The following is a 12484-nucleotide window of genomic DNA, read 5'->3' as shown; positions in this document are numbered from 1 at the left end:
ATGAGCATTACTATTGGTGAAATTTCTTATACTAACATTATTCCTGCATTTTATTGTGTTGATCGGAAAAAATTAAAGGCTCAAGGCTGTCAGTTTCAACCACAGGTTCCGTCTCAACTGAACAAAGGTATGAAAAATGGAGATATTGACGTGGCGGGTATTTCTTCATTTGCATTTGGACAATCTGTTGGGGAGTATGAATTATTACCTCATTTATCAGTTTCCTCTTATGGAAAAGTAGGTTCGATTTTTTTATTTTGTAATAAACGAATCGAAGACATGGAAGGAACGAATATTGCATTAACTTCTTCTAGTGCTACGTCTGTTCATTTATTGAAATTAATCTTAAAAGAATTTTATGGTTATAAAGAAATCACTTATCAAACAATGAGTCCAGACCCTGTAGAAATGAAAAAAGGAAATGATGGCTTTTTATTAATAGGGGATGACGCTATACAGGCATCGTGGAATACAACCGAAAATTGGTATTGTTATGATCTAGGGGAATTATGGTATCAAAATACCGGTCTGCCTATGACCTATGCTGTGTTTGCGGTGAGAAAAGAAGCAGCGAAACATCAACCCGATATAGTAAATAAGCTTTATAAAGAAATGTTATCCAGTAAAAGTCTTTCCTTGGATTCTTATTTTGATGATATGGTGAATGATGTTCAAATAAGTCACAAAGGAACAACAACCTTCTGGAAAAACTATTTTCGCGGCCTTCATTACGATTTTCAGGATAATGAAAAAAAAGGCCTACTGTATTATTATGAACTTAACTACAAACATGGGTATTTAAAACACCCGGTGACAGAAATAGAAGTATGGTCATCTGGGAACGAGGTGCAATACTTATCTTGAAGGTGAATATCATGAAGTTGACGGATTTGTATTTATTTTTAAAATCTGATATCGAGAGAATAGAAGAAGAACTCGAGATAGCTGTGCAGGCAAATCATCCGGTTTTGCAAGAAGCTTCTCTTCACTTGCTTCAAGCGGGCGGAAAAAGAATTCGCCCTGTTTTTGTATTGCTCAGTGCTAAATTTGGAAACTATGATATTGAGCGAATCAAACATATAGCTGTAGCATTAGAGTTAATTCACATGGCATCCCTCGTCCATGATGATGTTATTGATAACGCTGATTTAAGGCGGGGAAAAAAAACAATTAAGGCACAATGGGATAATCGAGTAGCGATGTATACGGGTGACTATATTTTTGCAAAAGCAATTGAAAGAGCAGCTTATTTTAAAAATGAAGATATACATAGAGTAATATCAAATGCGATGTATGAAATGTGTTCAGGTGAAATTGAACAAATCCGTGATCAATACAACTGGCACCAAAATTTAAAAACATATCTACGAAGAATAAAACGTAAAACGGCTCTTTTAATTGCAGTAAGTTGCCAACTAGGTGCAATTAGTGCAGGAGCCTCACTAACCGATCAAACGAGATTGTTTCAATATGGTTACAATGTGGGGATGTCATACCAAATCATTGACGATATTCTCGATTTTACAGGAAGTGAAAAAGAGTTAGGTAAGCCAGCGGGTGATGATTTACTACAAGGAAATATCACTTTACCTGCTCTGTATGCCATGTGCCACAGCACGGAAGCTAAAAATATTATTGCAGAAACGTTGAAAAAAAATAAAACAGAAATAGATATGGTCCCGCTTCTTAATATCGTGAAACAATCAGGAGGAATTGAATATTCCAAGGAATTGAGCAAAAAATATTTGAACAAAGCTTTTGAATCACTAGATGACCTCAGTGATATTTCAGCAAAAAAATCGCTTCGGGATATTGCGAAATACATAGGGAGTAGAAGCAGTTAACGTTTCGCCCTTTACCGTATGTTGCTAACGCTTTCATGTTTTGATATAATCAGATAGATTTACAAGCCATAATAGAAAGAGGGATTGATATGGAAAAGTCTTTCATAATGGTAAAGCCAGACGGAGTACAACGTAATCTTATCGGAGAAATTGTACAACGTTTTGAAAAAAAAGGATTTACACTAGTTGCTGGAAAGTTAATAACTATTTCTCCTGAACTAGCAGAACAACATTATGGTGAACATAAAGGTAAAGCATTTTTTGAAAACTTGGTTTCTTTTATTACTTCTGGACCTGTTTTTGCGATGATTTGGGAAGGGGAAGACGTAATTAAAACGTCTCGAAAAATGATGGGCTCCACCAATCCTGCTGAAGCAGAACCAGGAACTATTCGAGGTGATTATGGCGTTAGGGTCAGTATGAACGTCATTCACGGTTCTGATTCCAGCGAAAGTGCAGAAAGAGAAATCAAATTATTTTTTAATAACGATGACATTGTTGATTACAAAAAAACAGTAAATGATTGGATTTAACGAAAAAACGAGGATTCCCTGTATGAGGGAACAACCTCGTTTTTTTAAAAGATAAGAATTGATAACATTTGGAGTTTGTGCATCAAATACAATACTCATTAGATGCGGAAGACAAGCAAGTATGGCGGAAACAACATGAGGTGCCTCCTCGAGAGCAGATCTTGAGGGGCATTCGTCTGCATTGCAGGCCACTCAGCCACCATCAACGATTTTTGTTAGAGTTGTATCGACATTACTAGTACTATTCACCTGCATTGACTCATGATATAATATATCCATCATTTCGAATGGATATTGGAGAGGACAGCATAAATGAAAAACTTAGAAGATAGTGGTTATAGTCAAAATGACTATCATCATTTCATTAAAGAAGTAAAGAAAAAAACAGGCATAGACTTAGCGCTGTACAAAGAGGCACAAATGAAACGAAGGCTTATGTCATTCTATGAAAAACGTGGTTTTACAAGTTTTCAGGATTTTTTTCAAAATGGTCTAAATAAAGATGAAGACATTTTAGCAGAATTTTTGGAAAGAATGACTATTAACGTTTCAGAATTTTATCGAAATCCAAAAAGATGGGATGTATTGTCTGAACAGATTATTCCGAGGTTAAAACAAAACTCTAACCATCTAAAAATATGGTCAGCCGCGTGTTCTACCGGTGAAGAACCGTATACGCTCTCGATGATTTTGATGGAAAAATTCGGAGAAAACCGTCATACAATTTTAGCGACAGATATTGATGAAGTTATCTTAAAACGTGCACGATCCGGCTTATATTCAGATCGGGCATTAAAAGAGCTATCAAGTGAAGTGATTAACAGATACTTCATACGTGAAGATCCAGGGTATCGGGTTCGTGATAAAGTGAAAAATACCGTTACATATCGAAAACATAACCTTCTTGCCGATACATATGATACTGGATTTGATTTAATCATTTGCCGTAACGTTTTAATTTATTTTACAGAAGAAGCGAAACAAGAAATATACTTAAAATTCAACAGAGCATTAAAAGTTGGTGGTATCTTATTTGTCGGCAGTACCGAACAAATTTTCAATCCAGCTCGCTATGGTTTCGAAGCCGAAGATACTTTCTTTTATAAAAAAGTTAATAATTTATAGTTGTAATATGTTTTTGTTTTAAATGACAAAATAATCAAAACATCGCCACAGAATAAAAGATGTATGTTATTATTTAATGCATAAAAGCACTAAAGAGAATTGTTATGCCATAAAAAGGAGTGGAACATATGAGATATTTAACAGCCGGAGAATCGCATGGTCCTCAACAAACAACAATTGTCGAAGGGGTTCCAGCTAATATGGAACTGCTTGAAGAAGATATAAACAAGGAGCTTAGACGGAGACAAGGCGGGTATGGGCGAGGAAGGCGCATGCAAATAGAAAAAGATAAGGTACAATTTCTTAGTGGTGTACGTCATGGCAAAACCACGGGAGCGCCAATCACGATGGTGGTTGAAAATAATGATTTTAAATCTTGGGAACAAATAATGGGTTCAGACCCGTTAACGGAAGAAGAAGAAAAAAATATTAAAAGAAAAATTAGTCGTCCCCGCCCTGGACATGCTGATTTGAATGGTGCAATAAAGTATAATCACCGTGATATGAGAAATGTTCTCGAACGTTCATCAGCTCGTGAAACGACAGCGAGAGTTTGTGCTGGAGCATTGGCAAAAAAAGTTTTACAAACGTTCGGAATAGACGTGGGAGGCCAAGTACTGGAAATTGGCGGAATCGAAGCAGAGGATATAGATTATAAAGATATTTATGATTTAAAAGAGCGTACAGAATCATCTCCTGTTCGTTGTCTTGACAAATCAGCAGAGGAAAAAATGATGCAGGCAATTGATGATGCCAAACAAAATGGTGACTCGATTGGTGGCGTTGTTCAGACAGTGATTACTGGAGTACCTGTTGGCATGGGCAGTCATGTGCAATATGATCGAAAACTTGATTCTAAAATAGCAGGTGCTGTCATGAGTATTAATGCTTTTAAAGGTGTAGAAGTAGGGATAGGTTTTGATGCCGCTAGTATCCCAGGCAGTCAAGTACATGATGAAATAGCGTGGGATCAAGAGCAAGGTTACTACAGAAAATCAAATAATCTGGGTGGTTTTGAAGGCGGAATGACTACTGGTATGCCAATTGTTATTCAAGGAGTAATGAAACCCATTCCAACGTTGTATAAACCGTTACAAAGCGTAGATATTGAGTCCAAGGAACCGTTCAATGCAAGTATAGAACGTTCGGACAGCTGTGCTGTACCAGCCGCTTCCGTTGTGATGGAAAATGTTATTGCTTTTGAAGTAGCACAAGGCTTACTTGATATGTTTGGATCAGATCGTGTTGATGCTATTCAACAAAATATTACCGAACATTTTAAATGGGCGAGGGAGTTTTAATGGAACAATTGTTGGTAGAAACCCCTAGTTTAACTTACCCGGTTTATATTGGGGAAAATATAAGACGTGATAGTGCAGAACTGTTAAAACCTTTATTGTCCAAAAAGAGTAGAGCGCTCATCATTACTGATTCAAAGGTTGGTGCTTTATACGGAGAAGAGCTAGAGAAAACGCTGGAAACAATACTTCCAACAAGCCTTTTCACCCTTCCTGAAGGGGAACAATCCAAATCTATCGAAGCGTATGAAAAAGGACTGACTGCCTGTATCGAAGAAAACTTAGATCGACATTCTGTCATTGTCGCTTTCGGCGGAGGTGTGGTGGGTGACTTATCTGGTTTTGTTGCGGCTACATATATGAGGGGTATCTCTTTTGTTCAAATGCCGACAACACTATTGGCTCAAGACAGCAGTGTTGGCGGAAAAACAGGTATTAATCACCGGTTGGGAAAAAACCTTATCGGTGCTTTTCATCAACCGGAAGCAGTTGTGTACGACACAAAGACATTAGAAACGTTATCTGATAATGAATGGCGTTCTGGTTTTGCTGAAATGATTAAACACGCCTACATTAAAGATCCAGAGTTTTTACATTGGTTAAAAAGTAATGTGTCAACAACGGAAGACATGAAAAATAGTAAACTGCTTCAATTTTTGAAACGCTCCATATCTATAAAAGCTGAAATTGTTAAAACAGATGAGAAAGAAGCAGGTGTTCGAGCTTTTTTGAATTTTGGTCATACATTAGGCCATGCACTGGAAAAAGTTTCAGGGTATGGCCAAATTACTCATGGAGAAGGCGTTGCTGCGGGCATGATTTTCGCTATGCGCTTAAGTAATTACTTAGAACTATCAGATTGGGATATCAATAACGAAAAAAAATGGCTTCAACAACTTGGTTATCCCATCGATGCGCCTACCCTTTATTCACCAGAAACATTAATAAACGCGATGAAACTGGATAAAAAATCGAATGCTGGTAAACTTACTTTTGTATTGACCGAAAAACCAGGAGTTCCTTTTTTACAAACCGTAAATGAATCAGATATTTTATTTTTACTAAAAGGATATAAAAAGGGGGGAGACTTCCAATGATTAGAGGGTTTCGGGGAGCAACAACTGTCAAAAAAAACACGGAAGAACAAATTGTAAGCAGTACAAAAAGATTGCTCGAAAAAATGATTAATGAAAATAATATTTCTTCTGCAGATGTTTCTCATATATGGTTTACGACGACTACAGATCTTGATGCAGCTTTTCCAGCGAAAGCGACACGTTTACTTGATGACTGGCAATTTGTTCCGGTTATGTGTGCGCAAGAGGTTCCTGTTCCTGGCAGTTTGCCTTTATGTATTAGAGTAATGTTGACGGCACAAACTGATGTCAGTCAGGAAGAAATACACCATGTTTACTTAAATGATGCGGTTAGTTTGCGTCCGGATCTTGAGTTGACAAAAAAGAAAAAGAACATGTAATATAGGAATTAGTTATAGATGAGATGAGTTAAATTATTTGTTTTAGCAGAGTAGAGAGTGATGAGAAGAGCAGAGAACAGTGGAGCAGAGTGGCTGTAGTATTCGAATGCCTGAAACTGTTTCTGTTTCAGGCATTTTATATTAGCATGAACAGTGTCTATTTATACCTACTATACTGAATACATGCCCCTTATGTAAGTTTTTGTTCTTTCCCCTCTTTTTGCTCTCTTCTTACTAATTAAAAGAGGTGAGCCCATGTCTGAAACATCATTTCAAGTGTTCAAAGAACAATCCCAGAACTATCGTATGCTTTCCTATGTAAGAACATTTTTTACGGATACTCTTACTGCAATCGAAGTATTTCAAAAGCTGAAAGATGAAGCGGTATTTTTGCTCGAAAGTAAAGATGAAGCTTCTCCGTGGTCGAGATATTCGTTTATTGGGTTGACTCCCCAATACAAAATAAGAGATAAACAAGAAGGAGTATATCAGCTGATTGATAACAAGAGTCAAGTTTTGTTAGAAGAAAAGCAGCTGGCCGTTTTGTTTGAACAAACAATAGAATTATTGAACCCTGCTCCAGCTTCGATAGATATACCTTTTAAAGGCGGAGCAGTTGGAGTTATTCCTTATGATAGTGTCGAAGATTTTGAGCCGGACTTACAAACGGAAAATGAAGATCAAAGAGAAGATCACGTATCATTGCTATTTTGTCAAACTCTTATAGCAATGGACCATGAGACGAAAGAATTAACGTTCATCCATTATGATGCAAATCATAACAAAGATACAGAGGTTAGGTATGAGAATGCTCAAACGATTGTATCAGATTTAATGAATAATCTTATGTCGGGTATGAAAGAGGAAGTATTTCTTGCCCCGATGGCTAAAGAAACACAAGTTGATTATCAAGCAATTACCTCAAACTATCCAGAAAATAAATTTAAACAAGATGTAGAACGAATTAAAGAATACATTAAAGCGGGAGATATATTTCAAGCCGTGTTATCTCAACGTTTTGAAAGGGATATATCTGTCACTGCATTTGATATTTATCGGTCATTACGAATGATTAACCCGTCCCCGTATTTATTTTACTTAAAGCTTGGTGATCAAGAAGTAGTTGGTAGTTCACCTGAACGGCTTATTCAAGTTCAAGAAAAACACGTGGAAATTCATCCGATTGCCGGTACAAGAAAACGAGGGCAGTCGATGGAAGAAGACGACCGATTGATAGAGGAACTTCTTCATGATGAGAAGGAGAAAGCCGAGCATTATATGCTAGTAGATCTTGCTAGAAATGATGTAGGTAGAGTAGCAGAATATGGATCTGTTCAGACGCCTATTCTTCTAGATATTGGAAAATTTTCACACGTCATGCATATCATTTCAAAAGTAACCGGAGTATTAGCTACCAATGTGAAGCCTATTGAAGCACTTGAGGCATCTTTTCCTGCTGGAACAGTATCTGGCGCTCCTAAATTTCGTGCGATGGAAATTTTAAAAGAGCTCGAACCCCACCGGCGCGGGATATACTCAGGTGCTGTTTGCTATCTTGGCTATGATGGCAATATCGATTCCTGTATTGCAATCCGGACAATGGTAGTGAAGGATGGTAAGGCAAAAATTCAAGCAGGTGCCGGTATCGTGGCTGACTCTATTCCAGAAAATGAATACGAAGAAACGCAAAATAAAGCAGCAGCATTATTAAAAGCGATTGAGGCAGCTGAAGCAATGTTTGGGCAAAAGGAGGATGAACACGATGTTAAAGTCAATTCTGAACAAGTGTATTGAAGGTTATTCTCTATCAGAAAAAGAAGCAAAAGCAGCAATGGATGAAATTATGAACGGTAACGCAACAGAAAGCCAAATTGCTAGCCTACTAACAATGCTGAGATTTCGGGGAGAAACGGTTGATGAAATGACTGGTTTTGCGGCATCAATGCGAGACCATGTTATCTCCATCCCTCATGAAGAAAAAGAAGTCATCGATACATGTGGAACAGGCGGTGATATGAGCTCTACTTATAATATTTCAACGGCTTCTGCCATCGGGCTGTCTGCGATTGGAGTGAAGGTCGCTAAACATGGAAATCGTTCTGTATCCTCGAAAAGTGGAAGTGCAGATGTTTTAGAACAACTTGGTATATCTGTCCAAACAACACCGGAAACAGCAATTTCCTCACTAAAAGACTACAACATGGCGTTTTTATTCGCTCCTTTGTATCATGTTGCTATGAAACACGCTGTTGCGCCGAGAAAAGAGATTGGCTTTCGCACGATTTTTAACTTACTTGGCCCACTTACAAATCCAGCAAATGCTACAGCTCAAGTGATTGGAGTATTTAATAAAGAGTACGGGAAAATGATGGCACAAACGTTGCAGCGTCTTGGAGCCAAAAGAGCCATGTTTGTTACAGGAGAAGATGGGATGGATGAATTAACAATTACCGGAACAACATTCATCACCGAATTAAAGCATGGCGAAATTAAACAATATTCTGTTACACCAGAAGATCTTGGCTTAAATACAGCAGATATTCATTCTGTTCAAGTAAGCGATGCTTCAGAAAGTGCTGCTCTCATTCAGGACATTTTTGATGGAGAAAAAGAGGGAGCCGCTAAAGACATATTAATTATGAATATGGCTGCTGGAATTTATATATCGAATAATGCGTCTTCTTTGAAAGAAGGAGCGGATAAGGCTATAGAAGCAATTGAAAAGAGGACCGTACAACAACATTTATATCGGTTACAAGATGCTGAGGTGGAAGAAAATCATGCTTGATAAAATACTAGCTACAAAAAAACAAGAAGTAGAGAAATTAATTTTGCCAGACCAAGCAGATGTAACTCCTTACTCTTTAAAAAAGGCTCTAACTGCTGAAAAGGAAAAAGTGCAAGTAATTGCTGAAGTGAAAAAAGCTTCTCCATCAAAAGGTGTAATACGAAGCCCTTTTTATCCTGTAGAAATAGCGCGAAGTTATAAGGCAGGCGGGGCAGCTGCGCTTTCAGTATTAACCGACGTATCCTACTTTCAAGGTCATCGGGATTATTTAACCGCAATAAAAAGAGAAGTGGGATTGCCTGTTTTAAGAAAAGATTTTATTATTGAGGATGTTCAAATACAAGAAAGTAAACGAATGGGAGCGGACGCGGTTTTATTGATTGCTGCTGCTCTTGATCCAAAAAAATTATTTGAGTTATACCAAAGTGCTGAAGAACAGGGGATGGAGGTACTGGTTGAGTTCCACTCCAAGCAAGAACTGGAAAATGTCCTCCGTGTCTTTGAACCAGCGATTATTGGTATTAACAATCGCGATTTAAACACATTTGAAACATCCTTATCGGTTACAGAACATTTGCGTAATGAAGTACCTTCTCAGAGCGTTGTCGTAAGTGAGAGTGGTATTCATACGCAAGAAGATATAACGGTTGTTCAACAATCAGGCGCAAGGGCAGTATTAGTAGGGGAATCTTTAGTGAAGCAAGCTGATGTAGAGAAAGCATTACGTCATTTGAAAGGGGAATAAACCGATGTCACGTCCCTTTTTAAAATTGTGTGGATTACATTCTGAAGAAGATGTTCAATTGGCTGTGGAGTCGGATGCTGATTATGTAGGTTTTGTGATGGCAAGAAGTAAACGTGAAGTGAAACCAGAAGATGCTGCTTTATGGTTACAAAGGTACCAGTTTCATAAGAAGGAGATAGTTCTTCTCTTTGTTAATGCGACTTCAGGAGAAATACAAGTAGCAGCAGATCAGTTGTCACCAGATATCATCCAGTGTCATGGTACGGAATCGGTAGAAGAAATAAAAAAGATAAAACAAACGACTGGAACAAAAGTATGGAAAGCAATACCGCATGATGAAGGCTCTTTAAACAAAATGATGGAATATACAGAGGCAGTAGATGGTTTTATAGTAGATGCAAAAGCGAAACACGCATGGGGTGGGACTGGTGAAAGTTTTGATTGGTCTCACGTACCGAAGTATGTCGCGTTTGGGCAGGAAAAACAACTGCCTGTATTTATAGCAGGTGGAATTACTGCGGAAAATGTTGATAATGTATTGGCGTACGATCCTTGGGGCATAGATCTTTCAAGCGGTATAGAGGCAAACGGTAAAAAAGATAAACACCGATTGATGGAGTTAGAAAAGAGGTTGAAAGAATATGAACAAAACATATCCAGATGAAAATGGTCGTTATGGTGATTTTGGAGGAAAATTCGTTCCGGAAACATTAATGTTTGCGTTAGAGGAGTTGGAAGCCTATTTGGATGAGGCATGGAACGATTTGTCCTTTCAACAAGAATATAAAGAGATATTGGCAGAGTATGCTGGAAGACCAACCCCATTAACATATGCAGATCGTTTAACAGATCAGTTGGGAGGAGCATCCATTTATTTGAAGCGAGAGGATCTTCTTCATACTGGAGCGCATAAATTGAATAATGCGGTGGGGCAGGCTTTACTAGCTAAGCGTATGGGAAAGTCAAAGATTGTTGCCGAGACTGGAGCTGGACAACACGGAGTGGCCACTGCAACGATTTGTGCAAAACTAGGTCTTGAATGTAAAGTATTTATGGGTGAAGAAGATACACAGAGGCAAGAACTAAATGTATTTCGTATGGAATTGTTAGGTGCAGAAGTTATCCCTGTAAATTCAGGAAGTAAAACGTTGAAAGATGCTACAAACGAAGCAATACGGTATTGGGTTACGAATGTAGAAGATACTTTTTATCTTATCGGATCTGTAGTAGGACCTCACCCTTATCCAAGAATGGTAAGAGATTTTCAAAGAATTATTGGGGATGAAGCCAAAGAACAACTGAACGAAAAAGATAACATTCTACCGGATGCTGTGGTAGCATGTGTAGGCGGTGGAAGCAATGCAATCGGCATGTTTTATCCTTTCTTGGAAGACAATGTGCAGTTATATGGAGCAGAGGCTGCAGGGAAAGGCCTGTCCACTGACAAACATGCCGCAACTATTACAATGGGAACAAAAGGTGTTATACATGGATCCTTGACATATTTAATCCAAGATGAAAACGGCCAAATTATTGAGCCGTATTCGATTTCGGCAGGGTTGGACTATCCGGGTATTGGGCCCGAACATGCCCATCTTGCTAAAAGTGGAAGAGTTAATTATGAAGGAGTTACAGATCAAGAAGCACTAGACGCCCTTTCCCTTTTAACTAAAGTTGAAGGTATTCTACCAGCAGTGGAATCCGCCCATGCGCTCCACATCGCTTTTGAAAAAGCAAAACAGATGAAAAAAGACCAAACCATAGTTATTTCTCTATCTGGTAGAGGAGATAAGGATGTCAATTCAATAAAAGCATTTATGGAAAAGGAGTCTTTTTAATGGAAATAACGAAAGTAGAGGAAGCTGCATCAAAGGCGGAATACCCACTTTTTATTCCGTTTATAATGGCTGCAGATCCTGATGCACAAACAACTATAGAGATTGCATTACAATTGCAGGAGGCAGGAGCACATATTTTAGAGCTGGGTATTCCATATTCTGATCCGTTAGCGGACGGTCCGTTGTTACAACGATCCGCTAAACGGGCATTAGAACAAGATATGAGTCTCCAAAAAGCCATTATGCTAGTGCCGGAGATGAGAAAAAGAGGATTGACCATACCTGTTATTATTTTTACGTACTATAATCCTGTTATGAGAATGGGGATAGAGAATTTTCTAGATACCGTTAAAAAACAAGGAGCAGATGGTGTACTCATACCAGACTTACCTTTTGAGGAAAGCAGATCACTAAATGATGCTGCACATGACAAGGGATTAGTGAACATTTCTCTTGTAGCTCCTACTTCTGCTTCACGAATAAAGAAAATCGCTGAAAATGCAGAAGGATTCTTATATTGTGTATCCAGCTTAGGTGTGACCGGAACTAGGGACTCCTTTCCGCCAGAAGCGTACACATTTATTGAAAACGTAAAAGAAAACAGCCAAGTTCCTGTTGCCGTAGGGTTTGGTATTTCTAAAAAAGAACAAGTAGAGCGTTTACGCGATGTGTGTGATGGTGTGATTGTTGGCAGTGCTATTATGAAAACGGTGGAAGATAATCTTTCTCTTTTATCCAGTCAGCAAAACAGACAAAAAGGCTTGGATAATATAAAATCGTTTGTGTCTTCCCTCATTTCGTCGTAATATAGAAGAAGACAGAATTTGCCGATGTGA

At 38.2% G+C, this 12484-nt stretch carries 13 protein-coding genes; all 13 read left to right on the top strand.

Annotation, left to right across the window (positions count from 1 at the left end):
- The 13 genes from J2S78_RS09180 (at position 1) to trpA (ending at position 12454) form a co-directional block, all read left to right on the top strand.
- Entirely contained in the window at positions 1–864 is an 864-nt protein-coding gene (locus tag J2S78_RS09180) for a menaquinone biosynthesis protein (RefSeq protein ID WP_306897998.1), read from the top strand.
- A gap of 11 nt (positions 865–875) precedes the next feature.
- Positions 876–1844, top strand: a complete 969-nt coding sequence (gene hepT / locus J2S78_RS09175) for a heptaprenyl diphosphate synthase component II (protein WP_306897996.1) — start codon at positions 876–878, stop codon at positions 1842–1844.
- An 89-nt stretch (positions 1845–1933) separates the two neighbouring features.
- Positions 1934–2377 (top strand): nucleoside-diphosphate kinase, encoded by a 444-nt coding sequence (gene ndk / locus J2S78_RS09170; RefSeq protein WP_306897994.1) that lies wholly within the window; start codon positions 1934–1936, stop codon positions 2375–2377.
- A gap of 312 nt (positions 2378–2689) precedes the next feature.
- Positions 2690–3502, top strand: a complete 813-nt coding sequence (locus J2S78_RS09165) for a CheR family methyltransferase (protein ID WP_306897992.1) — start codon at positions 2690–2692, stop codon at positions 3500–3502.
- Positions 3503–3630: 128 nt separating this feature from the next.
- Positions 3631–4803, top strand: a complete 1173-nt coding sequence (gene aroC / locus J2S78_RS09160) for a chorismate synthase (RefSeq protein ID WP_306897991.1) — start codon at positions 3631–3633, stop codon at positions 4801–4803.
- Positions 4803–5897, top strand: coding sequence for a 3-dehydroquinate synthase (aroB, locus tag J2S78_RS09155; protein ID WP_306897988.1), 1095 nt, complete (start codon positions 4803–4805; stop codon positions 5895–5897). Before aroC ends, aroB begins: the two co-directional genes overlap by 1 nt.
- On the top strand, positions 5894–6277 hold the full coding sequence (gene aroH, locus J2S78_RS09150; RefSeq protein ID WP_306897987.1) for a chorismate mutase: 384 nt from the start codon (positions 5894–5896) through the stop codon (positions 6275–6277). The genes aroB and aroH overlap by 4 nt, the downstream gene beginning before the upstream one ends.
- A gap of 255 nt (positions 6278–6532) precedes the next feature.
- Entirely contained in the window at positions 6533–8071 is a 1539-nt protein-coding gene (gene trpE / locus J2S78_RS09145; RefSeq protein WP_306897985.1) for an anthranilate synthase component I, read from the top strand.
- A complete protein-coding gene (trpD, locus tag J2S78_RS09140) occupies positions 8040–9065 on the top strand; it encodes an anthranilate phosphoribosyltransferase (RefSeq protein ID WP_306897983.1) in 1026 nt (341 codons plus the stop codon). Before trpE ends, trpD begins: the two co-directional genes overlap by 32 nt.
- Positions 9058–9810 (top strand): indole-3-glycerol phosphate synthase TrpC, encoded by a 753-nt coding sequence (gene trpC / locus J2S78_RS09135; protein WP_306897981.1) that lies wholly within the window; start codon positions 9058–9060, stop codon positions 9808–9810. The genes trpD and trpC overlap by 8 nt, the downstream gene beginning before the upstream one ends.
- A 4-nt stretch (positions 9811–9814) precedes the next feature.
- On the top strand, positions 9815–10474 hold the full coding sequence (locus J2S78_RS09130) for a phosphoribosylanthranilate isomerase (protein WP_306897979.1): 660 nt from the start codon (positions 9815–9817) through the stop codon (positions 10472–10474).
- Positions 10452–11648, top strand: a complete 1197-nt coding sequence (trpB, locus tag J2S78_RS09125; protein ID WP_306897977.1) for a tryptophan synthase subunit beta — start codon at positions 10452–10454, stop codon at positions 11646–11648. Before J2S78_RS09130 ends, trpB begins: the two co-directional genes overlap by 23 nt.
- A complete protein-coding gene (gene trpA, locus J2S78_RS09120) occupies positions 11648–12454 on the top strand; it encodes a tryptophan synthase subunit alpha (protein ID WP_306897976.1) in 807 nt (268 codons plus the stop codon). The genes trpB and trpA overlap by 1 nt, the downstream gene beginning before the upstream one ends.
- Positions 12455–12484: the final 30 nt, after the last annotated feature.

Source organism: Salibacterium salarium (assembly GCF_030813635.1).
Taxonomy (GTDB): Bacteria; Bacillota; Bacilli; order Bacillales; family Marinococcaceae; genus Salibacterium; species Salibacterium salarium.
This window is presented reverse-complemented; position numbering and strand designations above follow the sequence as displayed.

What these genes read in the sequence shown, in the direction of transcription:
- J2S78_RS09180 (WP_306897998.1), top strand. Translation starts at nt 1, where the DNA reads ATGAGCATTACTATTGGTGAAATTTCTTATACTAACATTATTCCTGCA.
- hepT (WP_306897996.1), top strand. Translation starts at nt 876, where the DNA reads ATGAAGTTGACGGATTTGTATTTATTTTTAAAATCTGATATCGAGAGA.
- ndk (WP_306897994.1), top strand. Translation starts at nt 1,934, where the DNA reads ATGGAAAAGTCTTTCATAATGGTAAAGCCAGACGGAGTACAACGTAAT.
- J2S78_RS09165 (WP_306897992.1), top strand. Translation starts at nt 2,690, where the DNA reads ATGAAAAACTTAGAAGATAGTGGTTATAGTCAAAATGACTATCATCAT.
- aroC (WP_306897991.1), top strand. Translation starts at nt 3,631, where the DNA reads ATGAGATATTTAACAGCCGGAGAATCGCATGGTCCTCAACAAACAACA.
- aroB (WP_306897988.1), top strand. Translation starts at nt 4,803, where the DNA reads ATGGAACAATTGTTGGTAGAAACCCCTAGTTTAACTTACCCGGTTTAT.
- aroH (WP_306897987.1), top strand. Translation starts at nt 5,894, where the DNA reads ATGATTAGAGGGTTTCGGGGAGCAACAACTGTCAAAAAAAACACGGAA.
- trpE (WP_306897985.1), top strand. Translation starts at nt 6,533, where the DNA reads ATGTCTGAAACATCATTTCAAGTGTTCAAAGAACAATCCCAGAACTAT.
- trpD (WP_306897983.1), top strand. Translation starts at nt 8,040, where the DNA reads ATGTTAAAGTCAATTCTGAACAAGTGTATTGAAGGTTATTCTCTATCA.
- trpC (WP_306897981.1), top strand. Translation starts at nt 9,058, where the DNA reads ATGCTTGATAAAATACTAGCTACAAAAAAACAAGAAGTAGAGAAATTA.
- J2S78_RS09130 (WP_306897979.1), top strand. Translation starts at nt 9,815, where the DNA reads ATGTCACGTCCCTTTTTAAAATTGTGTGGATTACATTCTGAAGAAGAT.
- trpB (WP_306897977.1), top strand. Translation starts at nt 10,452, where the DNA reads ATGAACAAAACATATCCAGATGAAAATGGTCGTTATGGTGATTTTGGA.
- trpA (WP_306897976.1), top strand. Translation starts at nt 11,648, where the DNA reads ATGGAAATAACGAAAGTAGAGGAAGCTGCATCAAAGGCGGAATACCCA.